General features: G+C 65.5%; 16 protein-coding genes. 9 read left to right on the top strand and 7 right to left on the bottom strand.

From position 1 onward, the window contains the following. Window positions 1-15 precede the first annotated feature (15 nt). From IB234_RS19975 to gatC, 6 genes are all read right to left on the bottom strand, one after another. The gene (locus IB234_RS19975) at window positions 16-5,853 is read right to left on the bottom strand and encodes an alpha-2-macroglobulin family protein (RefSeq protein WP_192321245.1); all 5,838 of its coding nucleotides are present in this window, start codon (window positions 5,851-5,853) and stop codon (window positions 16-18) included. Between the two features lie 140 nt (window positions 5,854-5,993). Further along, complete coding sequence (gene pcaC / locus IB234_RS19970) at window positions 5,994-6,365, bottom strand: 4-carboxymuconolactone decarboxylase (RefSeq protein ID WP_192321243.1); 372 nt, start codon at window positions 6,363-6,365, stop codon at window positions 5,994-5,996. A 25-nt stretch (window positions 6,366-6,390) separates the two neighbouring features. Further along, window positions 6,391-6,765: a septal ring lytic transglycosylase RlpA family protein gene (locus IB234_RS19965; protein ID WP_192321241.1), complete on the bottom strand. Its 375-nt coding sequence runs from the start codon at window positions 6,763-6,765 to the stop codon at window positions 6,391-6,393. Window positions 6,766-6,909: 144 nt separating this feature from the next. Next, a complete protein-coding gene (gatB, locus tag IB234_RS19960; RefSeq protein ID WP_192321239.1) occupies window positions 6,910-8,358 on the bottom strand; it encodes an Asp-tRNA(Asn)/Glu-tRNA(Gln) amidotransferase subunit GatB in 1,449 nt (482 codons plus the stop codon). 14 nt (window positions 8,359-8,372) lie between these two features. Beyond that, the gene (gene gatA / locus IB234_RS19955) at window positions 8,373-9,824 is read right to left on the bottom strand and encodes an Asp-tRNA(Asn)/Glu-tRNA(Gln) amidotransferase subunit GatA (protein ID WP_192321237.1); all 1,452 of its coding nucleotides are present in this window, start codon (window positions 9,822-9,824) and stop codon (window positions 8,373-8,375) included. 17 nt (window positions 9,825-9,841) lie between these two features. Next, window positions 9,842-10,129 carry an Asp-tRNA(Asn)/Glu-tRNA(Gln) amidotransferase subunit GatC gene (gene gatC, locus IB234_RS19950; protein WP_192321235.1) on the bottom strand — a complete coding sequence of 96 codons (288 nt, stop codon included), beginning with the start codon at window positions 10,127-10,129 and terminating at the stop codon, window positions 9,842-9,844. 218 nt (window positions 10,130-10,347) lie between these two features. On the opposite strand from gatC, the gene mreB reads away from it, so the two are divergent. From mreB to tldD, 8 genes are all read left to right on the top strand, one after another. Continuing rightward, complete coding sequence (mreB, locus tag IB234_RS19945) at window positions 10,348-11,385, top strand: rod shape-determining protein MreB (protein ID WP_021701292.1); 1,038 nt, start codon at window positions 10,348-10,350, stop codon at window positions 11,383-11,385. Window positions 11,386-11,512: 127 nt separating this feature from the next. Beyond that, window positions 11,513-12,460 carry a rod shape-determining protein MreC gene (gene mreC, locus IB234_RS19940; RefSeq protein ID WP_412547938.1) on the top strand — a complete coding sequence of 316 codons (948 nt, stop codon included), beginning with the start codon at window positions 11,513-11,515 and terminating at the stop codon, window positions 12,458-12,460. Next, window positions 12,460-12,948, top strand: coding sequence for a rod shape-determining protein MreD (gene mreD / locus IB234_RS19935; protein ID WP_192321233.1), 489 nt, complete (start codon window positions 12,460-12,462; stop codon window positions 12,946-12,948). Before mreC ends, mreD begins: the two co-directional genes overlap by 1 nt. A 134-nt stretch (window positions 12,949-13,082) precedes the next feature. After that, window positions 13,083-13,667: a Maf family protein gene (locus tag IB234_RS19930; protein ID WP_192321231.1), complete on the top strand. Its 585-nt coding sequence runs from the start codon at window positions 13,083-13,085 to the stop codon at window positions 13,665-13,667. Window positions 13,668-13,736: 69 nt separating this feature from the next. Continuing rightward, complete coding sequence (gene rng, locus IB234_RS19925) at window positions 13,737-15,194, top strand: ribonuclease G (RefSeq protein ID WP_192321229.1); 1,458 nt, start codon at window positions 13,737-13,739, stop codon at window positions 15,192-15,194. 13 nt (window positions 15,195-15,207) lie between these two features. Continuing rightward, window positions 15,208-19,050, top strand: coding sequence for a YhdP family protein (locus IB234_RS19920; protein ID WP_192321227.1), 3,843 nt, complete (start codon window positions 15,208-15,210; stop codon window positions 19,048-19,050). A 46-nt stretch (window positions 19,051-19,096) separates the two neighbouring features. Beyond that, on the top strand, window positions 19,097-19,951 hold the full coding sequence (locus IB234_RS19915; RefSeq protein ID WP_192321224.1) for a carbon-nitrogen hydrolase family protein: 855 nt from the start codon (window positions 19,097-19,099) through the stop codon (window positions 19,949-19,951). Then, on the top strand, window positions 19,948-21,405 hold the full coding sequence (tldD, locus tag IB234_RS19910; RefSeq protein WP_192321222.1) for a metalloprotease TldD: 1,458 nt from the start codon (window positions 19,948-19,950) through the stop codon (window positions 21,403-21,405). Before IB234_RS19915 ends, tldD begins: the two co-directional genes overlap by 4 nt. 46 nt (window positions 21,406-21,451) lie before the next feature. Here tldD and yjgA read toward each other — a convergent pair whose 3' ends face one another. Further along, window positions 21,452-21,973, bottom strand: coding sequence for a ribosome biogenesis factor YjgA (gene yjgA / locus IB234_RS19905; protein WP_192321220.1), 522 nt, complete (start codon window positions 21,971-21,973; stop codon window positions 21,452-21,454). An 89-nt stretch (window positions 21,974-22,062) separates the two neighbouring features. On the opposite strand from yjgA, the gene pmbA reads away from it, so the two are divergent. After that, window positions 22,063-23,409: a metalloprotease PmbA gene (pmbA, locus tag IB234_RS19900; protein ID WP_192321218.1), complete on the top strand. Its 1,347-nt coding sequence runs from the start codon at window positions 22,063-22,065 to the stop codon at window positions 23,407-23,409. Window positions 23,410-23,423: the final 14 nt, after the last annotated feature.

The raw sequence follows: 23,423 nt of genomic DNA, 5'->3' as shown, positions 1-23,423 counted from the left end.
GGCGGGAGGTGGCCGTCAGGGTTTGACGATGGTCAGTTGACCGGCCTTGCCGCGGGCCTGCTGGGTGGTGTCGTACATGCCTTCGGCGTAGGCCGGCGGCGTGCCGAAGGTGCCGGCGTTGGTGGCGCGCACGCGGTAGACGAAGGTGGCGGCGTCGCGGTACACGGTGCCGTAGAGCACCACGCGGTCGTCGCGCACATCGGCGAACTCGGGCGACCAGTCGCTCATCGCCAGCTCGCCCACTGGCGGCAGCCAGCTGGGCTCCTCGTACTCGCTCTCCTCCGCATACTCGTCCTCCTCGCTGGGCTCGGTGACCGGTGCCGGCTGGTTATACACCGGCTCGGTGCCACCCGGCAGCAGGTCGACCACGGCCACCTGCTGTACCTGGTCGAAGTCCTTGGCGCGCAGGCGCAGGCGGACCAGGAACTCGTCGCCGACGCGCACCTGCTTGACCGGCTCGCCGTTCAGGTCGGTGTACTCGTGAGTGACTTCCAGGCCGTCGGCGATCACCTTGTCCGGAGCGCCGCGGTCGTAACCGCCTTCACTGAGCATGTAGAACACCGGGGCATCGCCGTCCTTGCGCAGCAACAGCATCTTGGCTGCCAGCGGCACGTCGCTGACCGGCGGCTTGCCGCTCAGTTGCAGGGGCTGTTCACCCTGCTTGCCCAGCCAGGCGCTGACACGCAGGTTGAGGCCGTCCTCGGCGCGCTCGCCGTAGCTGTCCAGCGCCCGTAGCAGCAGCGCGGCGGACAGCGAGTTGTAGCGCTGTTCGCTGAGGCGCTGGCCCATGGCGTCGAGCAGCTTCACCGGCACCTCGTCCAGCTCGGCGGGGAAGTGCTTGGCCAGCAGGCGCAGGTGTTCGGCGTCGTGCACCAGCGGGTCGTAGTACAGGCCGTAGCTGCTCCAGCTCTGCTCCAGATTGCGCCACACCTGCTGGTCAAACAGCTTGTCGGCCTGCTTGTCCTGCTTCAGCAGTTTGTAGCTGGCGGCCAGATACGCAGCACCGATGTCCTGCTGCCAGTTCTTGCTGTGGAAGGTTTCGTAGCGCTCGCGGATATCGGCCAGCGCGCCGCTGGTGACCACGCCCTGGCGGGTCAACAGGTAGGCTGCGTAGGCGCGGTTGCGCAGTTCCTCCAGGCCTTCGCTGGGGCCGTTGGCCAGTTGCGAGAGGTAGCCGTTGGCGCGGTTGAGCAGGTCGCCCGGTACCGCGAAGTTACGCTCCTTGGCTTCGATCAGGAAGTCGGTGGCGTACAGGCTGGCGAACGGCGCCACCTGCGGGTTGGCCGCCCACAGGCCGAAGCCGCCCTCCAGGTTCTGCCGCGAGCGCAGGATGCGTACGGCGTTGTCGAAGGACGGCACCGCCTGCGGGTCGACGCCCGTGGCCGAGCTGCCCCAGACCAGTGCCGGCATGGCCTTGGACACCAATTGCTCGGTGCAGCTGTAACCGTAGTCGTCCAGGTAGCTCTGCAGGCCGCTGGCCCAGACCAGTGGCGAGCCGGCGGCGGCGAAGCGCACGTCACGCAGCTGCGGGTAGAGGTCGCGGCTGACCTGCACCTCACCGCTGGCATCTTCCGTGCGACCCAGGGTCAGTGCCACGCGGCGCTCGACCAGCGGGCGTACCGAGGTGGTCTCGCCGATCTTCACGCGGCGGCCGTCGGGCAGGGTGGCGACGAAGGTCATGTCCGCCGAGCCCAGGTTTTCCTGGGCCAGCAGGTCGATCTCCACCACGCCTTCCTTGCGCGGCGCCAGCCGCAGCTCGGCCTGGTCGATGGACTTCATCTTCAGTCCGGCACTGGTCTCCACACTGACCTTGACCGTGGTCGGCTGCTCCAGGTTGCTGAACACTCCGGCGCTGACCTTGAATACGTCGCCCGGGGCGACGAAGGCCGGCACGTTGGGCGTGATCACCAGTGGACCGCGTACCTCGGTGGCGCCTTCGACCACGCCGATACGCGCGTCGTCCACCGCCACCACGAACAGGTGCAGCTTGCCGTTGAAGTAGTCCGGCACGTTGTAGCGGAAGTCGTTGTCGCCGGCTTGCAGGTCGACCAGGCCGGACCAGTAGGCCACCGGCGGCTTGCGCTTGCGCTTGAACGGGTTGAGGTGAGCACCGAGCAGGTCCTCGCCGTCACCGCCGGCAGCCGCGGCGTCGAGCAGGCGGCTGAACTCGGGCAGCAACAGGTCGAGGATCTGGCTGGTCTGCACTTCCAGGGCGCGTTTCTGGAAGAACTGCGCCAGCGGGTCCGGCGCCTTGTAGCGCGCGACCTGCAGGATGCCTTCGTCGATGGCGTAAACCACGGCGCGGCCAGGACGGTCGGTGCTGACCCTGATGTCCAGCGCCTGGCCCGGCTCGATATGTTCGGCAGCGCTGACCTGCAGCGGAATGCGCCGCGCGTCCAGCTTGATGCGCAGCGGCGCCACCCCGTAGGACAGCGGGCTCATGTACACCTCGGGCGAGGCGCTGTCGCGCACGAACTGTACGTTGACGTAGGCATTGCCCTCCAGCCCGGCGGGCAGGCGGATGCGCTGCACGCTGCTGGTGCTGTCGGCCTTGAACCACTGGTGGGCATAGACCTTGTCGCGCTCGATGGTGATCAGGCCGGCGCCGGTGTAGGGCGCGCGGATGCTGATTTCGACCTCGTCGCCCTGGGCGTAGGCGTCCTGGTTCAGGCGCAGCTGCAGCTCGGCGTTGCGCTCCAGCGAGCGACTGGCGTTGCCGTGGCCGGCCACGCTGTAGTCGACCTGGTTCAGCGGCGTGCCGTCGGCGGCCTTGAGGGTCAGGGTGAAGTCGCCGGGCTCGCTGGTGTTCAGTGTCTGCTTCGTGCCGCTCGCGCCAATGCTCAGCGGCTGGCTGCCCAGCGGGATGTTCTTGATTCGCGACTGGTACTTGTAGGTGCCGTTGGACTGCTTGACCAGCACCGACACGTAGCGGTGCTCGACCAGTTCGGTGGACAGGCCGTCCACCGCCAGTGGCTTGAGGTCGGGGCCGATGGCCAGCCACTCGACTTCGCGCTTGGCGCCCTTGCTCACGTAGTCCAGCGAGTCGACGCTCTTGACCCCCGCCAGCCAGGGTGCGGAAGACACCATCAGGCTGCTCTGGGCGGCAACGTTGCGCCCACCCTCGGCCTCGAACACCCGGGCCAGCAGGCTCAGGCGATAGGTGCTGGCGGCGTAGCGGTCCAGGCGCAGGTCGAGGCTGGTTTCGCCGTTGTCGTCGGTCTGGCCCTCGGCCAGTTCCTCGGTGCTGCTGTCATTCAGCGAGTTGGTGATGCGGAAGCGGTAGTCGGCGTACTGATCGAAGGCCGCGTAGGCCGGCGACAGGGTCATCTCGGCGGTGACCCGGCGGGCGGAGGCTGGCGCGCCGAACAGGTGCATGGCCTTGACCTTGGCCTCGACCTGCTCGGGGGCGATCCAGCCCTTCACCGGTGCTTTTGCCAGGGTGGCGGTGACCTTCATGCGGTCCGGCTCGAAGTCGCGCATCTTGAAGTCGACATTGCCCAGCACGGTGCGCCGCTCGTCTTCGTCGATCAGGCTCAGGCTGGCGGTGTAAGTGCCGGCTGGTGCCGCCTCGCTGCTGTGGAAGTCGAGGCTCTCGAAGCCGCTGGCAGAGAGCTTCAGCTGCTGACGCAGCACGCTCTGGCCGCGCGGGTCGCGCACGTCCAGTTCCACCGGCAGGCCCTGCAGCTGGCCGCTCCAGTTGGCGGTGCGGACGATCATGCCCAGATGTGCGGTCTCGCCCGGGCGATACAGGCCGCGGTCGCTGAACAGGTAGGCGCCGAGGCGGTCCGGCTCGCCATTCTCGTACTGGCCGCCGACCTCGAAGCGCGACAGGTCGAGGCGGTACTGGCTGGTCGCTACCGGCAGGAAGGACTGGTCGTTGCCATGGTTGACCACGTACATCAGCGGGGTCTTCTCGCGGCGCAACTCGTCGAGCTTGGCGAAGTGCGCCTGGCCATTGCCATCGGTGTAGGCACTGGCCACCGGCAGGCCGTTGCGGCCGAGGATCTGCACCTCGGCACCGGCTACCGGACCACCCTGGCTGATCGATTGGACGAACAGGTCGTGGCTGCCGTCGCTGCTGCGTTTGGCGATGATGCCGAGGTCGGTGACCACCACGAAGCGCAGGTCGCGGGTCGGGTTGTCATCGTAGTAGTAATCGAAGGTGTCCTGGCTCGGGTCATCCTCGGAGCTGAGCTTGATCACGAAGATGCCGCGCCGGCCGCCTTCGGCGCTCAGGTAGGGCGCCAGGTCGACATGGCTGTATTGGGTCTTCGAAGGATCGCTGGCGTCCAGCGACAGCTTGACCTCCATGCGTTCCACCAGGCGGTCGAAGTAGCTGTTGCTGACTTCGGGGCGGGCGAAGTTGCCGTAGTTCTGGTCCACCAGGTGATGCAGCTGGCCGGGCAGCAGGCGCGAAATCTCCACCTGGGCGCCGGGTACGCCGCGACCGAGGATGCCCAGTTGCTTCTCGCCGTTCAGGCTGAGCAGCGCCCCCTCGGAAAGGAAGGCCAGGGCGCGCGGATATTTGGGCATCTGCAGCAGGCTGAAGGTCGGGTCCTTGGCCAGGTAGCCACCGACCGCCTCGACCTTGGCTGCCACTTTCACATAGAGGTAGCGACCCGGCTCGGCCTTGAACTTGAAGGCGTGCAGGCTGTTCAGCGGCTCGACGCTGGGTACATGGGTCAGCTTCACGCGTTCGGCGCTGGCCAGCGTTTGTTCGTCGACGCGCGACTCATCCCAGTATTCGCGACCTTGATCGTCTTTCTTGGGCAGCAGCCAGACCTGCACATGCTTGGCGATGGCCTCGTCGCTCACCGCGCTGGAGCTGCTGAACATCAGTACCGGCTCCGGTTCGCCACGGTCGTTGTCGACGAACTGGATATTGCTGGCGCTGAAGGTCAGGCGATAGCGCCCCGGCACGCTGACGGAAGTGTGCAGTTGCTGGCTGCTGGCGTTGCCGCCATCGCGGGCCTGGATGCCTTTTTCCACCTGCAGGCTGACGTTGGCTGTTTCCAGCGGGGTGGCCAGTGGTGCGGAGTGCACGTAGGCCGCCAGTTTGTTCTTGGCGAAGCTGATCTCCGGCGTCGGTGCCACGTCCTTGTCCCGGTATTCCAGGCCTCGGTCCAGGCTGATCGAGACGCGCTGGCGGAAGGATTCTTCATTGACCGGGTGGGAGAAGTTGATGGTCGCCACCAGCTTCTTAAGGCTCGGTACCACCGGGTCCTGGTACAGCTCGCGACCAGCTACGTTGGCGGTGAACGGCTTGGTGCGCAGATCGAACTGGTACTGGTCGAGCAGTACGCCATCGGCCAGCAGGCCTTCTTCATTCAGGGTGACCTGATAAGCCTGGTCGATCGGCCAGTCGCCGGCCGGGGTGAATACCAGGCTGCGGTCGTTGGCCCAGTGCCAGGCACCTTTGACGGCCGGCTGCAGGCTGATGCCCTCGTGGACTTCCTTGCCGATTGCTTCCAGCGGTGCGGCGGATTCGTGGAAGTCGACGCGCAGGGTGTCGATGCTGATCGGTTCGTGCTGGTAACCGGTCAGGTTCGGTGCGTGCACCGAGTAGGCCACGGTGTGCGGCACCGGCAGGTTCTTGTACCAGTGCCAGGCGTAGGCACCGGCGGCGCCGAGCAGGGCCAGCACGGCCAGGCCGGCGGCAGTCTTGCCGGGGCGTGCGCGCAGCCAGCGGCCGCAGGAGCACAGCCCCTGCCACAGCTTGCGTAGCCACAGCGGTGGATGCCAGCTGCCGACCAGGGCAGAAAGCAGCCAGTGCGCCAGGCGCAGCACACCGAAAATAACGAAGGCGAATATGGAGAAGGTGCGGCGCGTGGCCGACTTGAGCGAGGCGAGCATAAACATCCCTGCTTATGAAGGTACGGACATTGCGTCCGCGGCGCCGACAGCACTGCCTGTCGAGGGTCGGAATTATGCGCCTGCCCGCCACACTGGCGAGCGGTTCAGTTTGGTGAAATTCGAGCGCTTTGTGCGCTGCGTCACGCTTGCTCGGCGAGCACTTCCTGGGCAGCCCGGAAGGCATCGATGGCCGCTGGCACGCCTGCATACACGGCGCAGTGCAGCAAGGCTTCGCGGATTTCTTCCACTGTACAGCCGTTGTTCAGCGCGCCACGTACGTGGCCTTTCAGCTCCTGTGGGCACTTCAGCGCGGTGAGGGCGGCGAGAGTGATCAGGCTGCGGGTCTTGCGGTCCAGACCTTCACGGGTCCAGACGCCGCCCCAGGCGTGTTCGTTGACGAACTCCTGCAGGGGCTGGGTGAAGTCGGTGGCGTTGTTCAGAGCACGGTCGACGAATGCATCGCCCATCACCTCGCGACGTACCTGCAGGCCACTTTTCTTCTCTTCGTTCATGCTTGCTCTCCGATGGTGCCGCGCATTATTCGAGGGTTTCGAGGCGTACTGGCGCCACGCCGCTACGCAGCATATCGAGCTGTTCGGCGGCTTGCCGGGACACATCGATCACTCGCTTGCGTGAGGTCGGGCCGCGGTCGTTGATGCGGACGATGACACGCTTGTCGTTGTTCAGGTTGGTCACCCGTACCCGGGTACCGAATGGTAGTTCTCGGTGGGCGGCCGTCAGCGCATTCTGATCAAAGCGTTCACCGCTGGCGGTCTTGCGTCCCTGGTGCTTGGCGCCATACCAGGAGGCCTGGCCTTCAGCGCGATAGCCATGCGGGTCGACGACGCCCTGGCTGGCGCAGCCGGCGAGTATCAGGATGAGGCCGGCGAGTAGCAGAACGCTTTTAGGCATGCGAACTCTCTTGTGGGGTGGATGTCGAAGCACATCCACCTGCTTTGGTGGAAACGCGGGGCGTCGTTTCGCGGGTGGTCATCCGCTCTGCGAATAAACCAACGCCGGGCAAGCCCGGCGTTGATCGGTTCAGCTCAGGAGGGCTCAGCCCTCGAGCTTCTTCTTCAGCAACTCGTTGACCTGGCCGGGGTTGGCCTTGCCCTTGGAGGCCTTCATAGCCTGGCCGACGAAGAAGCCGAACATCTTGCCGCGCTTGGCCTCGTCGGCGGCGCGATACTGTTCAACCTGCTCGGCGTTGGCCGCCAGCATCTCGTCCAGCATGGCCTCGATGGCACCGGAGTCGGTGACCTGCTTGAGGCCTTTCTTCTCGATCACTTCGTCGGCGCTGGCGCCTTCACCGGCGGCCAGGGCTTCGAAGACCATCTTGGCGATCTTGCCGCTGATGGTGTTGTCCTTGATGCGCAGAATCATGCCGCCCAGTTGTTCGGCTGATACCGGCGACTGCTCGATCTCCAGATTGTCCTTGTTGAGCAGGCTGGACAGCTCGCCCATTACCCAGTTGGCGGCCAGCTTGGCGTCGCCGCAGGTTTTTTCGACCGCTTCGAAGTAGTCGGCCAGCTCACGGCTCGCGCTCAATACGCTGGCGTCGTAGGTGGACAGGCCGAACTGGCTCTCGAAGCGCTCGCGCTTCTGCGGTGGCAGCTCGGGCAGCTTGCCGCGCAGGTCGTCGAGGAAGCTCTGTTCGATCACCACTGGCAGCAGGTCGGGGCAGGGGAAGTAACGGTAGTCGTTGGCTTCTTCCTTGCTGCGCATGGAACGCGTCTGGTCCTTGTTCGGGTCGTACAGGCGGGTTTCCTGGACCACCTTGCCGCCGTCTTCGATCAGCTCGATCTGCCGCTGCACTTCATGGTTGATGGCTTTCTCGATGAAGCGGAACGAGTTGACGTTCTTGATCTCGGCACGGGTGCCGAACTCGGCCTGGCCCTTGGGGCGTACCGAAACGTTGCAGTCGCAGCGCAGCGAGCCTTCGGCCATGTTGCCGTCGCAGATGCCGAGGTAGCGCACCAGGGCGTGGATGGCTTTCACGTAGGCCACGGCTTCCTTGGCGGAACGGATGTCCGGCTCGGAGACGATTTCCAGTAACGGCGTGCCGGCGCGGTTCAGGTCGATGCCGCTCATGCCCTGGAAGTCTTCGTGCAGGCTCTTGCCAGCGTCCTCTTCCAGGTGTGCGCGGGTGATGCCGATGCGCTTGACGGTGCCGTCTTCCAGGGTGATGTCGAGGAAGCCCTTGCCGACGATGGGGTGGTCCATCTGGCTGGTCTGGTAGCCCTTCGGCAGGTCCGGGTAGAAGTAGTTCTTGCGCGCGAAGACGTTGGTCGGCGCGATTTCGGCGTCGATGGCCAGGCCGAACTGGCAAGCCATGCGCACGGCTTCGGCGTTCAGCACCGGCAGGGTGCCGGGCATGCCGAGGTCGACTAGGCTGGCCTGGGTGTTGGGCTCGGCGCCGAAGGTGGTGGCGCTGCCGGAGAATATCTTCGATTGGGTGCTGAGCTGAGCGTGGATCTCAAGCCCGATCACGGTTTCCCATTGCATGTCGTAATCCTTCCTCAGAATCCGCTCGGTGCTTGTTTATGCCAGTCGCTGACCTGCTGGTACTGGTGCGCGACATTGAGCAGACGACCTTCCTGGAAGTAGTTGCCGAGCAACTGTACGCCGACCGGCAGACCGTCGACGAAGCCGGCGGGCATCGACAGGCCGGGGATGCCGGCCAGGTTGGCGGTGATGGTGTAGATGTCTTCCAGATAGGCGGAAACCGGATCGGCATTCTTCTCGCCGAGCTTCCAGGCCAGGTTCGGCGTGGTTGGGCCGAGGATCACGTCGACATCCTTGAAGGCGGCGACGAAGTCGTTCTTGATCAGGCGGCGAATCTGCTGGGCCTTGATGTAGTAGGCGTCGTAGTAGCCGGCGGACAGGGCGTAGGTGCCGACCATGATGCGGCGTTTGACCTCTGCGCCGAAGCCTTCGCCACGGGAGCGCTTGTACAGATCCTGCAGGTCTTTCGGGTCTTCGCAGCGGTAGCCGAAGCGTACGCCGTCGAAGCGCGACAGGTTGGAGCTGGCTTCCGCCGGGGCGATCACGTAATAGGCCGGGATGGCGTGCTGCATGTTCGGCAAGCTGATGTCCTTGACCGTGGCGCCGAGCTTCTTCAGCTCCTCGACCACTGCCATCACCTTCTCGCCGATGCGGGCGTCGAGGCCGGCGCCGAAGTATTCCTTGGGCAGGCCGATGCGCAGGCCGGCCAGTGGTTGGCTGAGGGCGGCGACATAGTTATCGACGGACTGGTCGACGCTGGTCGAGTCCTTCGGGTCGAAGCCGGCCATGGCGCCGAGCAGCAACGCGCAGTCCTCGGCAGTGCGAGCCAGCGGGCCGCCCTGGTCGAGGCTGGAGGCGTAGGCGATCATGCCCCAGCGGGAGACGCGGCCGTATGTCGGCTTGATCCCGGTGAGGTTGGTTAGCGCGGCCGGCTGGCGGATCGAGCCGCCGGTGTCGGTGCCGGTGGCGGCCGGTAGCAGGCGCGCGGCCACGGCGGCGGCGCTACCGCCGGAGGAACCGCCCGGTACGCGGGTCAGGTCCCAGGGGTTCTTCACCGCGCCATAGTGGCTGGATTCGTTGGCCGAGCCCATGGCGAACTCGTCCATGTTCAGCTTGCCGAGGGTCACGGTGCCGGCGGCGGCCAGTTTGTCGACCACGGTGGCGTCGTAGGGCGCCTTGAAGCCGGTGAGGATCTTCGAGCCGCAGCTGGTCAGCACACCCTTGGTGCAGAACAGATCCTTGTGGCCGATCGGCGCGCCGAGCAGGGCGGCGTCTTCACCACTGGCGCGACGGGCGTCGGCGGCCTGGGCCTGGCTCAGGGCCAGCTCCTCGGTGACGGTGATGAAACTGTTCAGTTGCGGGTCGAGCTGCTGGATGCGGGCCAGCAGGGCGCCGGTCAGCTCGGCGGAGGAGAAGGTCTTGTCCTTCAGGCCGCGGGCGATCTCGGCCAGGGTCAGTTGATGCATGGGGAAACCCTTTCCTTTTATTCGATGACTTTCGGCACGAGGTACAGGCCGTTTTCCACGGCCGGAGCGATCGCCTGGTAGGCATCACGCTGATTCTGTTCGCTCACGGCGTCGGCGCGCAGGCGCTGGGTGGCTTCCAACGGGTGGGCCAGTGGCTCGACGTCGGTGGTGTCGACTGACTGCATGGCATCGACCAGGCCGAGGATGTTGTTGAGGGTCGCGGTGGTTTGTGGAATCTCGTCCTCGGTCAGGCCGAGGCGGGCCAGATGGGCGATTTTTTCCACGTCGGAGCGCTCGAGCGCCATCGTGATTCTCCAGGAAGCGGGCGGTGACCAAGCGGAAACCGGGCAGGGAACGGACGCCGCACTAGGCGGTCAGATGCCGCGTTTTGAGGGCCTAAAGGCCCGGAAAAGCGGGCAATTTAGCACATGACGCGCCTTGCCCAAAAGGTCGCTCGTTGTTAGAGTTTGCCGCACTTTTTTACCCAGCGTTTTCATCGCGCTCTGTCTAGGGCTTCTTTCTCATGTTCAAGAAACTGCGTGGCATGTTTTCCAGCGATCTGTCGATCGACCTGGGCACTGCCAATACCCTGATCTATGTCCGCGAGCGTGGCATCGTCCTCAATGAACCCTCCGTGGTCGCCATTCGTAGCAGTGGCAACCAGAAATCCGTGGTGGCCGTCGGTACCGAGGCCAAGCGCATGCTGGGTCGTACTCCGGGCAACATCTCTGCCATTCGTCCGATGAAAGACGGCGTGATCGCCGACTTCAGCGTCTGCGAGAAGATGCTGCAGTACTTCATCAACAAGGTTCACGAGAACAGCTTCCTGCAGCCGTCGCCGCGCGTGCTCATCTGCGTGCCGTGCAAGTCTACCCAGGTGGAGCGCCGTGCCATCCGCGAATCTGCCCTTGGTGCCGGTGCGCGTGAAGTGTTCCTGATCGAAGAGCCGATGGCTGCTGCCATCGGTGCCGGCCTGCCGGTCGAAGAGGCCCGTGGTTCGATGGTTGTCGATATCGGTGGTGGTACCACTGAAATCGCCCTGATTTCTCTGAACGGTGTGGTTTACGCCGAATCCGTGCGTGTTGGCGGTGATCGCTTCGACGAAGCCATCATCACCTACGTGCGCCGCAACTACGGCTCGCTGATCGGCGAATCCACCGCCGAGCGTATCAAGCAGGAAATCGGTACTGCCTACGCCGGTGGCGATGTGCGTGAAGTCGATGTCCGTGGTCGCAACCTGGCCGAAGGCGTGCCGCGCAGCTTCACCTTGAACTCCAACGAGGTGCTGGAGGCTCTGCAGGAGTCCCTGGCGACCATCGTGCAGGCGGTCAAGAGCGCCCTGGAGCAGTCCCCGCCGGAGCTGGCGTCGGATATCGCCGAGCGCGGCCTGGTACTGACCGGTGGCGGCGCGCTGTTGCGCGACTTGGACAAGCTGCTGGCACAGGAAACCGGCCTGCCGGTGATCGTCGCCGAAGACCCGCTGACCTGCGTGGCGCGTGGTGGTGGCCGTGCACTGGAAATGATGGATCGTCACTCCATGGACTTGCTGTCCACCGAGTGATCTTTCCCGATGTGAGCCGAAGCCGGAAGCTGGTCCTTCCGGCTTTGTGTTTTCTAGCTGCCAGCAGAGGATAGCTGCCATCAAACCGCTATTTGCCAAAGGACCCTCGCTGGGCGTGCGACTGCTGGTGCTGGTCGTGCTCTCGGTCGTGTTGATGGTGGTGGATGCGCGTTTCCAGGTGCTTCATCCGCTGCGCTCACAGGTTGGTGTCATCACCGAGCCTGCCTATCGCATCGCCCGCATGCCTCTTACCCTGTGGGAGGCGGCTACCCAGCAGTTCACCAGCCGCAGCGAACTGGCGGCGGAGAACGAGAAGCTCAAGGCCGAGGCGCTGCTGATGCAGGGACGCCTGCAGAAACTGGCCACCCTCACCGAACAGAACGTGCGTCTGCGTGAGCTGCTCAACTCCGCGGCGCTGGTGGACGAACGGGTGCTGGTTACCGAGCTGATCGGCGTCGACCCCAATCCCTTTACCCATCGCATCTTGATCGACAAAGGCGAGAAGGATGGCGTGTTCATCGGCCAGCCGGTGCTCGACGCCCGCGGGCTGATGGGCCAGGTGGTCGAGGTAATGCCTTACACCGCTCGAGTCCTGTTGCTCACCGATACCAATCACAGTATTCCCGTGCAGGTAAACCGCAATGGCCTGCGGGCCATCGCCGCCGGTGGCGGCAACCCTGAGCGCCTGGAGCTGCGCCATGTGGCAGACACGGCTGATATAAAAGAGGGCGATCTGCTGGTCAGCTCCGGCATGGGGCAGCGCTTCCCGGCGGGTTACCCGGTGGCCACGGTAAGCGACGTCATCCACGATTCCGGTCAGCCCTTTGCCATCGTCCGTGCCGTACCCACGGCCGCGCTCAACCGCAGCCGCTACATGCTGCTGGTGTTTACCGATGAACGAACTCCGGAGGAGCGTGCTACCGAGGCGGCGGAAGCTCAAGAGGCCGTTGATCGCCAGGCTACCGATACAGCCCGGCAGTCCGGAGTCGCTCCCGCGCCTTCTACGCCTGTGCAGCCTGGCGCTACGCCACCAGCGGCAACTGCCGCGCCGACAACAGAACGGGAGGCGCAGTGATGGCGTTGGCAAGGGCTCGCAATGGCTGGGTGGTATGGGCCACGCTGATATTGGCGCTTCTGCTTGGCGTCGCTCCTGTTCCGCAATTCATGGAGATCGGCCGCCCGCTCTGGCTTGCCCTGTTTCTCTCTTTCTGGGTGCTGGCGCTGCCGCATCGCATAGGAATGATCAGTGCCTGGTGTCTCGGGCTGGTCGAGGATGTGCTGTTTGGCTCGCTGCTGGGGCAGAACGCGCTGATCCTGACTCTGATCACCTTCCTGGTGCTGTCTCTGCACCGGCGGCTGCAAATGTTCCCCATGTGGCAGCAGAGCTTGGTATTGCTGGTCGTCTTCGGCATCGCCCAGCTGGTGCAGCTCTGGCTCAATGCATTGGCGGGCAATCGGCCGCCAACCCTGGCCTTCGTCCTGCCGGCACTGATCAGCGCCTTGCTCTGGCCCTGGGTGTTCGCCATCCTGAGAGCACTGCAGCAGCGCTTTTCCGTGCATTGAGGGCGGCTCCGGCCTGACGGTCTCTCTCGTTTCTGCCCCTCATGTGAGCGGCGCATCGCCGCGAGGGTTCTGGCCGGCTTCCGCTATCTGCACCGCCCGCCAATCCCCACCACCATCTGACAGGAGATGCTCGCATGGCCACGCTTCACCTAGCCTCGGGCTCCCCCCGCCGGCGCGAGCTGCTGGCGCAGATTGGTGTGCCCTTCGTCACGCTAATCGCCTCCATTGATGAAACACCATTGCCCGCAGAGCCGGCGGAGCGCTATGTAGAGCGCCTGGCCAGGGAGAAGGCCATGGCCGGTCTGGCGGCGCTGGAGCCGTCGGCGGGTGCCGTGGTGCTCGGTGCCGATACGGCGGTGGTGCTCGACGGCCGTATTCTCGGCAAGCCGAACGACCGCGACGATGCCTTGTCTACGCTGGCTGCGTTGTCCGGTCGTGAACATCGGGTGCTCACCGCCGTGGCGCTGGCCAGTGGTGATCGGATCGAGTCGCTGGTGGTAATCAGCCGGGTGAGCTTTCGCAGGCTGCGCCATGGGGAAGCCGAGGCATACTGGGACACTGGTGAGCCGCGCGACAAGGCAGGCAGCTATGGTATTCAGGGGCTGGCCTCGGTGTTCGTCAGTCAGCTCGAAGGTAGTTATTCGGCCGTGGTCGGCCTGCCGCTGTGCGAGACCGCGCAGTTGCTGGAGGAGTTCGGAATTCCGTGCTGGCAGGCCTGACCTGCCAGCCTACAACAGAGAGAGTGGCGCAGCCCCGGGCCAGCCGCCGCGACGCGCAGAGTAGGACGCATGAGCGAAGAGATCCTGATCAACATCACGCCGATGGAGTCGCGCGTGGCGGTGGTGGAAAACGGTGTGCTGCAGGAGGTGCATGTCGAGCGCACCCAGAAGCGTGGCATCGTCGGCAATATCTACAAAGGCAAGGTGGTGCGGGTGCTGCCGGGTATGCAGGCAGCCTTCGTCGACATCGGCCTGGAGCGAGCGGCCTTCATTCATGCGGCCGAGATATCGACCCGGGAAGGCAGTGCCGTGGAGTCCATTGGCGCTCTGGTCCACGAGGGCCAGAGCCTGGTGGTGCAGGTGACCAAGGACCCGATCGGCACCAAGGGCGCGCGCCTGACAACCCACCTGTCCATTCCCTCGCGCTATCTGGTCTACATGCCTCGTACCTCGCATGTCGGTATATCCCTGAAGATCGAAGACGAAGCCGAGCGCGAGCGCCTCAAGCAGGTGGTGGCCGACTGCGTTGCCGCCGAAGGCATTGAGGAAGCCGGCGGCTTTATCCTCAGAACCGCCGCCGATGGCGCCGGGGCCGACGAGATCCTCGCTGACATTCGCTACCTGCGGCGCCTGTGGGAACAGATTGCCGCGCAGATGAAGACCGCAGCGACGCCTACGGTGATCTACGAAGACCTGTCCCTGGCCTTGCGCACCCTGCGTGATCTGGTCAACCCGAAGATCGAGAAGATTCGCATCGATTCGCGGGAAACCTTCGGCAAGATCACCCAGTTCGTCGACGAGCTGATGCCGGAGGTTGCCGACCGCCTGGAACACTACCCCGGCGAGCGGCCGATCTTCGACCTGTACGGCGTCGAGGACGAGATCCAGCGCGCCCTGGAGCGCAAGGTGCCACTGAAGTCCGGCGGTTACCTGATCGTCGATCCCGCGGAGGCGATGACCACCATCGACGTCAACACCGGCGCCTTCGTCGGCCACCGCACCCTCGAAGAGACCATCTTCAAGACCAACCTCGAAGCGGCCACCGCCATTGCCCGCCAGCTGCGTCTGCGCAACCTGGGCGGGATCATCATCATCGACTTCATCGACATGGAAGATGAAGAGCACCAGCGCCAGGTGCTGCGCACCCTGGAGAAGCAGCTGGAGCGCGATCACGCCAAGACCAACATCATCGGTATCACCGAGCTGGGCCTGGTGCAGATGACCCGCAAGCGTACCCGTGAAAGCCTCGAACAGGTGCTGTGCGAGCCGTGCAGCTGCTGCCAGGGCCGCGGCAAGCTGAAGACTCCGGAAACCATCTGCTACGAAATCTTCCGCGAGATCCTGCGCGAGGCCCGCGCCTACCAGGCCGAAGGCTATCTGGTGCTGGCCGAGCAGAAGGTGGTCGACCGCCTGCTCGACGAGGAATCGGGCAACGTCGCCGATCTGGAGGCCTTTATCGGTCGTACTATCAAGTTCCAGGTGGAGAGCATGTATTCCCAGGAACAGTACGATGTGGTGCTGCTTTGATTCGGCGCGTTGAATGAACTTCCTGCTTAGCCTGCTGGCCAGGTTGCTGCGCTGGGGCCTGGGCCTGTGCGCACTGGTTCTGGTGCTGGCCGCGCTCTATGTCAGCCTGGGGCGCGAGCTGGTGCCGCTGGTGGCCGAGTACCGTGACGAAGTCGAGGCCAAGGCCGCTGCTGCGCTGAATATGCCGCTCGCCATCGGCAGCCTGGAAGGCAACTTGCGTGGCCTGGCACCTGTACTCACCGCCCACGACGTGCTGGTCGGCGAAGGCGCCAGTGTTGTGCGCCTGGACCAGGTGCGGCTGGTGCCGGACGTATTGGCCAGCCTGCTGGCGCGCGCGCCGCGCATTGCCAACCTCCAGGTCGAGGGCTTGCAGCTGAGCCTGCGCCAGGATGCCGAAGGGCGCTGGGCGGTCGAGGGCCTGCCGAGGCGAGAGCCAGCCAAGCCAATCGATCCGCAGAAGTTGATCGATGCTCTGGGCATGCTCGACAAGGTCTCCCTGCTGGGCAGCCAGTTGACCTTCGAACCCTTCGATCAGCCACCGCAGAGCCTTACCTACATCGATCTGACTCTGCGCAGCGGCAGCGTGCGCCAGCGTCTGGATGGACGCCTGCGGCTGCCGGACGGCCAGCCATTGGCGTTCAATCTGCGCGTACGCCTCGATCGCCAGGATTGGCGTGCCAGCAGCGCCGACGTCTACCTCAGCCTTCCGCAGAGCGACTGGGCGGCGTGGTTGCCCAGAGGGCTGACCCGTGACTGGAAACTGAGCAAGGCCCAGGCTGGCGGCGAATTCTGGCTGCAGTGGGCTCAGGGGCAGGTACAACGCGGTGCTGCACGTATGCATGCGCCAGAGATTCAGGGCGCCCTTGCCACGCACCAGGCCGTGCAGGTCCGCGACCTGGGTTTGAGCGCCTATTTCGAGCGACGTGCCGATGGCTTCGATCTGCTGGTCGATGCCCTGGCCATGAGCCTGGGGGAGACCCGCTGGGGTGAGGTTCAGTTGGCGCTGACCCAGCAGCTTGATGCTGGGGGGCAGGTTGAACGCTGGAAGTTGACCGCCGACCACCTTGATTTGACGCCGCTGACCCCGGTGATCCTGGCATTGGCGCCTCTCTCAGAGATTGCCGCGGAGGCGGTTACCGAGCTGCGGCCACGCGGTGTGCTGCGTAACCTGCAACTGGACTACCTGCCGCAGCTGACCGATACCAGCCGAGTGCAGTTCTCCAGCAACCTTGACCGGGTCAGCATTGGTGCCTGGCATGGCGTGCCTGCGGTGGAGAATGCCAGCGGTAGTGTGCGCGGCGACCTGGGTGGCGGCGAGGGGCTGGCCGCCAGCGAGAACTTCGGCCTGCACTTCCCCACCCTGTTCCCGGAGATGTGGCACTACCGCCAGGCAGGCGCCACGTTGCGCTGGAAACTGAGCGACGAGGGTTTCACCCTGTACAGCCCCTATCTGCAGGTGGTGGGGGAGGAGGGGCGTATCGCCGGCGACTTCATGGTCCGGCTTTTGAAAGATCCGGCGCTGGAAGACTACATGGACCTGCGCGTAGGCCTGCAGGACGGCGACGCGCTCAAAGCCAAGAAATACCTGCCGACCCGCTCTCCGGGCCTCAGCCCGGCCCTGGGTGAGTGGTTGAACGAGTCCATTCGTGCTGGCCACATCGACGATGGCTGGTTCCAATACCAGGGCTCGCTGGCCAAGGGAGCGCCGGATACCTCCCGCAGCATCAGCCTGTACTTCCTGGTCGACGGTGCCGAACTGGCCTTCCAGCCTGGCTGGCCGGTATTGCGCGATGCACGCGGCGAAGTACTGATCGAGGACGATGGCGTCGATGTACGGGTTCCCGAGGCGCGTATCCTCGACAGCCGCGTCCATGACGTGCTGGTCAATGTGCCTAGGGCGCCGCCGGGGCAGCCCCCACGCCTGGCACTGGATGGTGAGCTGGAGAGCAGCCTGCCGGATGCCTTGAAAATTCTGCAGGAAGCACCGATCGGTACTGCCGATATCTTCGCGGGCTGGCAGGGCACGGGTCCGCTGAGCGGTAGGCTGAAGCTGGACATACCACTGGCCAAGGGGCAGCAGAATCCCCAGGTACAGGTGGATTTTGCCACCGAGGGCGCGCAGCTGCAGATCAGTACGCCCAAGCTGGCCCTGAGCCAGATCAAGGGTGCGTTCCGCTTCAATACGGCTAGCGGTCTTAGCGCCCCGGACATCCGCGCCCATGCGCTGGGCCACGCCGTGCGCGGCCGTGCCCTGGCCGAGGGTTCGCGTGGCAATGCGCGCACCCGCATAGAGGCCAGCGGCAAGATTCCTCTGCCCCAGCTCACCGGTTGGCTCGGTCTGGCTCAGCCCTTGCCGCTCAAGGGTGAAATCCCCTACAGACTCGATCTGGCGCTGGGGGGGGATGACAGTCAGTTGCGCATCGAATCCGATCTTAAGGGGCTGGCTGTGGAGTTGCCTGCCCCCTTCGCGAAGGCAGCCGTCGAGTCGCACAACGCCACCTGGCGCATGACTCTGCAAGGGAGCGAGCGCCGCTATTGGTTCGACTATGCCGATGTCGCCAGCCTGGCCTTCGCCGCCCCGACGGGGCAGGCGTTCCAGGGCCGCGGAGAACTGCGCCTGGGTGGTGAGCCTGCGACGCTTCCGTCCGGTCAGGGAGTACGGGTCGTCGGGCGCATCGCCGAGCTCGACTGGAACTCCTGGCAGGCTGCGGCTCAGCCATATGTCGGGCTGGCCGGTGACGGGCAGAATCGCCGACTGTTCCGTGGCGCCGACCTGGCCATCGGCCGCTTCAACGGCTTCGGCACTCAGGTCGACAATCTCGGTGTTCAGTTGGCGCGGGCCGATACCGGCTGGCAATTGGGGCTGAACAGCGCCCTGTTGGAGGGTCAGGTGCTACTGCCGGACGGCAAGGATGCGCCCATCGTCCTCGATCTGGCACGACTGAGCTTCCCGCCCGCCGAGCCGCGCCGCGAGGAGGCCGCCGACGAACCGGACAAGCCGGACCTGCTGGGCGCCGTCGATCCACGGCAGATTCCTGCCCTTGATGTGCGCATTGCCAAAGTCATGCAGGGCGATGACCTGGTCGGCGCCTGGTCGCTCAAGTCCCGGCCCACGGCCAACGGCGCGCAGTTCAGCGACCTGTCGTTGCAGCTCAAGGGCCTGAAGCTCGGCGGCAGTGCCGGATGGGAGGGGGCGCCTGGTGCCAGCAGCAGCTGGTACAAGGGCCGGCTGGAAGGCAAGGACCTGGCCGATGTACTCAGCGCCTGGGGCTATGCCCCCAGCGCCACCAGTGAGCGCTTCCGTCTGGATGTGGATGCCACATGGCCCGGCTCACCGGCATGGTTCAGCATGAAGCGCCTGTCCGGTCGCCTCGACGCCAGCCTGCGCAAGGGGCAGTTCGTCGAGGTACAGGGCTCGGCTTCGGCTCTGCGCGTATTCGGCCTGCTCAACTTCAACTCCATCAGCCGCCGCTTGCGCCTGGATTTCTCCGATCTGCTTGGCAAGGGCTTCAGCTACGACACCACCAAGACTCTACTGGTCGGCAAGAGCGGCGTGTTCGTGACCCGCGAGCCGCTGCGGGTGGTCGGGCCGTCCAGCACCCTGGAGCTGGACGGCACGCTGGACATGGCCCGCGACCAGATTGATGCCAAGCTGCTGGTGACCCTGCCGGTGACCAACAATCTGCCGCTGGCGGCGCTGATCGTCGGCGCGCCGGCGGTAGGTGGCGCGCTGTTCGTGGTCGACAAGTTGCTGGGTGATCGTGTGGCCCGCTTCGCCAGCGTGCAGTACACGGTCAAAGGGCCTTGGCACGAGCCCGAGATCAGCTTCGACAAGCCGTTCGAGAAACCTCGGTGAGGCCAGCTCGGACGACTTGCGGTAGCATGCAGGCAAGGAGGCGTTCATGTCCCTCGCCGTAATCCAGATGGTCAGCCAGGACGATGTCCTGGCCAATCTCGCCGCCGCCCGTTGCCTGCTCGCAGAGGCGGCCGAGCGCGGTGCGCGCCTCGCCGTACTGCCGGAAAACTTCGCCGCCATGGGCCGCCGCGACCAGGCTGACCTCGGTCGTGCCGAGGCCGCCGGCACCGGCCCGATCTTGCCCTGGTTGAAACAGACCGCCCGCGACCTCAGGTTGTGGATAGTCGCTGGCACCATTCCCCTGCCACCGGACGCCCGGCCTGAGGCCAAGGCGCATGCCTGCTCGCTGCTGGTCGACGAGCATGGCGAGCGGGTGGCGCGCTACGACAAGCTGCACCTGTTCGACGTGGATGTGGCCGACAGCCGCGGTCGTTACCGCGAGTCCGACGACTACGCCTTCGGCGAGCAGGTGGTGGTGGCCGAGACGCCCGTGGGGCGCCTGGGCCTGAGCGTGTGCTACGACCTGCGCTTCCCCGAGCTGTACAGCCGGCTGCGCGAGGCTGGCGCCGAACTGATCAGCGCGCCGGCGGCCTTCACCGCCGTCACTGGTGCCGCCCACTGGCAGGTGCTGACCCGCGCCCGAGCCATCGAGACCCAGTGCTACCTGCTGGCGGCGGGACAGGGCGGTACGCACCCGGGCGGCCGCGAGACCTTCGGCCACTCGGCGATCATCGATCCCTGGGGGCGGGTACTGGCCGAACAGACACAAGGCGAAGCGGTACTGCTCGCCGAACGCGATGCCGCCGAGCAGGCGGCCGTGCGCCAGCGCATGCCGGTGGCACGACACAGACGATTCATTGCGCCGGCCGAGCCCGGTCCGGCGCCCACGGAGCAGTTATGAGCGACATCCTCGGCCGCGTCAGCGGCCACCTGCTGGCCCCCGGCAACCTGACCATCGAGCAGTTGCCGGCAATTCTCGGCGAACTGGCCGGCCCTGGCATCGACGCGGCCGATCTGTACTTCCAGAGCCAGGTCTCCGAGTCCTGGGTGCTGGAGGACGGCATCGTCAAGGAAGGCAGCTTCAACCTCGACCAGGGCGTGGGTGTGCGCGCCCAGTCCGGCGAGAAGACTGGTTTCGCCTACAGCAACGCTATCCATGCCGAGGCCCTGAGCCAGGCGGCCCGCGCCGCCCGTTCGATCGCCCGCGCCGGCCAGCAGGGCCGCGTGCAGGCCTTCGCCAGCCCGGCGGTGATCGCTCTGTATGGTCAGGACAACCCCCTGGAGGTGCTGGAGCGCGCCGAGAAGGTCGAGCTGCTCAAGCGCATCGACGTATTCACCCGCACCCTCGACCCGCGCATCAAGCAGGTCACCGTCAGCCTGGCCGGTGTCTGGGACCACGTGCTGGTGGCCGCCAGCGATGGCAGCCTGGGGGCCGACATCCGTCCGCTGGTGCGCTTCAACGTCAGCGTCATCGTCGAGCAGAATGGCCGCCGCGAGCGTGGCGGCCACGGTGGCGGCGGGCGTAGCGACTACCGCTACTTCCTTGAACAGGACGGCAACGGCGAAGAGCGCGCCATGGGCTACGCGCGTGAGGCGCTGCGCCAGGCCCTGATCAATCTGGAAGCGGTCCCCGCGCCAGCCGGCACCCTGCCGGTGGTGATGGGCGCCGGCTGGTCCGGCGTGCTGCTGCACGAGGCGGTCGGTCACGGCCTGGAAGGCGACTTCAACCGCAAGGGCAGCTCGGCCTACAGCGGCCGCGTTGGCCAGTCGGTGGCGTCCAAGCTGTGCACCATAGTCGATGACGGCACCCTGGCCGGTCGTCGCGGTTCGCTGAGCCTGGACGACGAAGGCACGCCGACCCAGTGCACCACGCTGATCGAGAACGGCGTGCTCAAGGGCTACATGCAGGACAAACTCAACGCACGTCTGATGGGTGTGGCGCCGACCGGCAATGGCCGCCGCGAGTCCTACTCGCACCTGCCGATGCCGCGCATGACCAACACCTACATGCTGGCCGGCGAGAGCGATCCGGAAGAGATCATCCGCTCGGTGAAGCGCGGAATCTACTGCGCCAACCTCGGCGGTGGCCAGGTGGATATCACCAGCGGCAAGTTCGTGTTCTCCACCAGCGAGGCCTACCTGATCGAGGACGGCAAGATCACCGCGCCGGTCAAGGGCGCGACCCTGATCGGCAACGGCCCGGAAGCGATGAGCAAGGTGTCCATGGTCGGCAACGACCTGGCCCTGGACAGCGGTGTGGGCACCTGCGGCAAGGACGGTCAGTCGGTGCCAGTGGGCGTCGGCCAGCCGACCCTGAAGATCGACGCGATCACCGTGGGTGGCACCGGCGCCTGAGGCGCCGGCGCGGTACGCGCCCGGTGATCCGGGCCGGAGGGAAGGTTTAACGCAGGCCGCGCTGGACTTCGTCCAGGTCGCGGATGTACTTGAAGACCTTGCGCGCAGCGGCTGGCGGTTTGTTCCGCGCCGCCTCGTGCTGGGCATGACGGATCAGGCTGCGCAGGTGCTGGCGGTCGGCTTCCGGGTAGTCGGCGACGAAGCTTTCCAGTGTGGTGTCGTCACCGGTGATCAGGCGATCGCGCCAGCGCTCGAGGGCGTGGAAGCGTTCGTTGTACTCGCGGGTGGAACTGTCGACCTGGTCGATCAGGGCAAGGATGCCCTCGATGTCTTGGTCGCGCATGAGCTTGCCGATGAACTGGACGTGGCGTTTCTTGGCGGCATTGGCCGTGTGTTTCGGGGCCTCGGCCAGGGCTTTGCGCAGGCCGTCGGTGATCGGCAGCTTGGCGACCAGGTCGGGCTTGAGGGTGGTCAGGCGAGCACCGAGATCCTGCAGGGCATGCAGCTCGCGCTTGATCTGTGTCTTGCTCTTCTCGCCGGAGAAGTCTTCGTCGTATGAATCAGCCATGGGGGCGGTCCGAATGGAAACGCCGCCATGATAACCAGTCAGGGAGGGCCTGTCCGCAGCGGACCGGCCGCCCGTCGTTGGAGTGCAACATGAGTTCAGCACAAGCAGTGGGCCCGCAGGCCCTGCCGGACCTGCAGGCGCAGGTCGAACAGATCATCGCCGAGGCGCGCCGCCAGGGCGCCAGCGCCTGCGAAGTGGCGGTGTCGATGGAGCAGGGCCTTTCCACCACGGTGCGCCAGGGCGAGGTGGAAACGGTCGAGTTCAACCGCGACCAGGGCTTCGGCATCACCCTGTATGTCGGCCAGCGTAAGGGCTCGGCCAGCACGTCGGCCAGCGGTGAGGCGGCGATTCACGAGACGGTGGCGGCGGCCCTGGCCATCGCCAAGCATGCATCGGAAGACAGCTGCGCCGGCCTGGCCGATGCCGCACTGATGGCCCGTGAACTTCCCGAACTGGATCTCTACCACCCCTGGGCGATTGCGCCGGAGCAGGCGGTGGAGTTGGCCCTGGCCTGCGAGGCGGCGGCCTTCGCCACCGACAAACGCATCAGCAACGCCGATGGCACCAGCCTCAGTACCCACCAGGGCTGCCGGGTTTACGGCAACAGCCACGGCTTCGTCGGCGGCTACGCCAGTACCCGCCACAGCCTGAGCTGCGTGATGATCGCCGAGGGCGACGGGCAGATGCAGCGCGACTACTGGTACGACGTCAATCGTCAAGGCGAGCTGCTGGCCGACCCGGCGAAGATCGGCCGCCTGGCCGCCGAACGCAGCGTGGCGCGCCTCGGCGCGCGCCCGGTGCCAACCTGCGAGGTGCCGGTGCTGTTTGCGCCGGAACTGGCCACCGGCCTGTTTGGCCACTTCCTCGCCGCCGTTTCCGGCGGCAACCTGTATCGCCACTCCTCGTTCCTGGAGGGCGCGCTGGGTCAGCGTCTGTTCCCCGAATGGTTGAACCTCGACGAGCGCCCGCACATCCCAAGAGCCATGGGTAGCGCCACCTTCGACGGCGATGGCCTGGCCACCTACGCCAAGCCGTTCGTAGCCGGCGGCGAGCTGGTGTCCTACATCCTGGGTACCTACTCCGGGCGCAAGCTGGGCCTGCCCAGCACAGCCAACGCTGGCGGTGTACATAACCTGTTCGTCAGCCATGGCGCGGAGGACCAGAAGGCGCTGTTGCGTCGCATGGGACGCGGCCTGCTGGTCACCGAGCTGATGGGGCAAGGCCTCAACATGGTGACCGGCGACTACTCGCGCGGTGCCGCCGGCTTCTGGGTGGAAAACGGCGAGATCCAGTTCCCGGTGCAGGAGGTGACCATTGCCGGCAACCTGCGCGAGATGTTCCGCCAGATCGTCGCCGTTGGCAGCGATCTTGAGTCGCGCGGCAACATCCGCACCGGCTCGGTGCTGATTGAGCGGATGACCGTCGCCGGTAGCTGATCACCGCTGCCGCC

The organism is Pseudomonas sp. PDM16, assembly GCF_014851865.1.
Taxonomy (GTDB): domain Bacteria; phylum Pseudomonadota; class Gammaproteobacteria; order Pseudomonadales; family Pseudomonadaceae; genus Aquipseudomonas.
The sequence above is the reverse complement of the archived record's forward strand: the minus strand, read 5'-3'. Positions and strand labels throughout refer to the sequence as shown.

What these genes read in the sequence shown, in the direction of transcription:
- IB234_RS19975 (WP_192321245.1), bottom strand. Translation starts at nt 5,853, where the DNA reads ATGCTCGCCTCGCTCAAGTCGGCCACGCGCCGCACCTTCTCCATATTC.
- pcaC (WP_192321243.1), bottom strand. Translation starts at nt 6,365, where the DNA reads ATGAACGAAGAGAAGAAAAGTGGCCTGCAGGTACGTCGCGAGGTGATG.
- IB234_RS19965 (WP_192321241.1), bottom strand. Translation starts at nt 6,765, where the DNA reads ATGCCTAAAAGCGTTCTGCTACTCGCCGGCCTCATCCTGATACTCGCC.
- gatB (WP_192321239.1), bottom strand. Translation starts at nt 8,358, where the DNA reads ATGCAATGGGAAACCGTGATCGGGCTTGAGATCCACGCTCAGCTCAGC.
- gatA (WP_192321237.1), bottom strand. Translation starts at nt 9,824, where the DNA reads ATGCATCAACTGACCCTGGCCGAGATCGCCCGCGGCCTGAAGGACAAG.
- gatC (WP_192321235.1), bottom strand. Translation starts at nt 10,129, where the DNA reads ATGGCGCTCGAGCGCTCCGACGTGGAAAAAATCGCCCATCTGGCCCGC.
- mreB (WP_021701292.1), top strand. Translation starts at nt 10,348, where the DNA reads ATGTTCAAGAAACTGCGTGGCATGTTTTCCAGCGATCTGTCGATCGAC.
- mreD (WP_192321233.1), top strand. Translation starts at nt 12,460, where the DNA reads ATGGCGTTGGCAAGGGCTCGCAATGGCTGGGTGGTATGGGCCACGCTG.
- IB234_RS19930 (WP_192321231.1), top strand. Translation starts at nt 13,083, where the DNA reads ATGGCCACGCTTCACCTAGCCTCGGGCTCCCCCCGCCGGCGCGAGCTG.
- rng (WP_192321229.1), top strand. Translation starts at nt 13,737, where the DNA reads ATGAGCGAAGAGATCCTGATCAACATCACGCCGATGGAGTCGCGCGTG.
- IB234_RS19920 (WP_192321227.1), top strand. Translation starts at nt 15,208, where the DNA reads ATGAACTTCCTGCTTAGCCTGCTGGCCAGGTTGCTGCGCTGGGGCCTG.
- IB234_RS19915 (WP_192321224.1), top strand. Translation starts at nt 19,097, where the DNA reads ATGTCCCTCGCCGTAATCCAGATGGTCAGCCAGGACGATGTCCTGGCC.
- tldD (WP_192321222.1), top strand. Translation starts at nt 19,948, where the DNA reads ATGAGCGACATCCTCGGCCGCGTCAGCGGCCACCTGCTGGCCCCCGGC.
- yjgA (WP_192321220.1), bottom strand. Translation starts at nt 21,973, where the DNA reads ATGGCTGATTCATACGACGAAGACTTCTCCGGCGAGAAGAGCAAGACA.
- pmbA (WP_192321218.1), top strand. Translation starts at nt 22,063, where the DNA reads ATGAGTTCAGCACAAGCAGTGGGCCCGCAGGCCCTGCCGGACCTGCAG.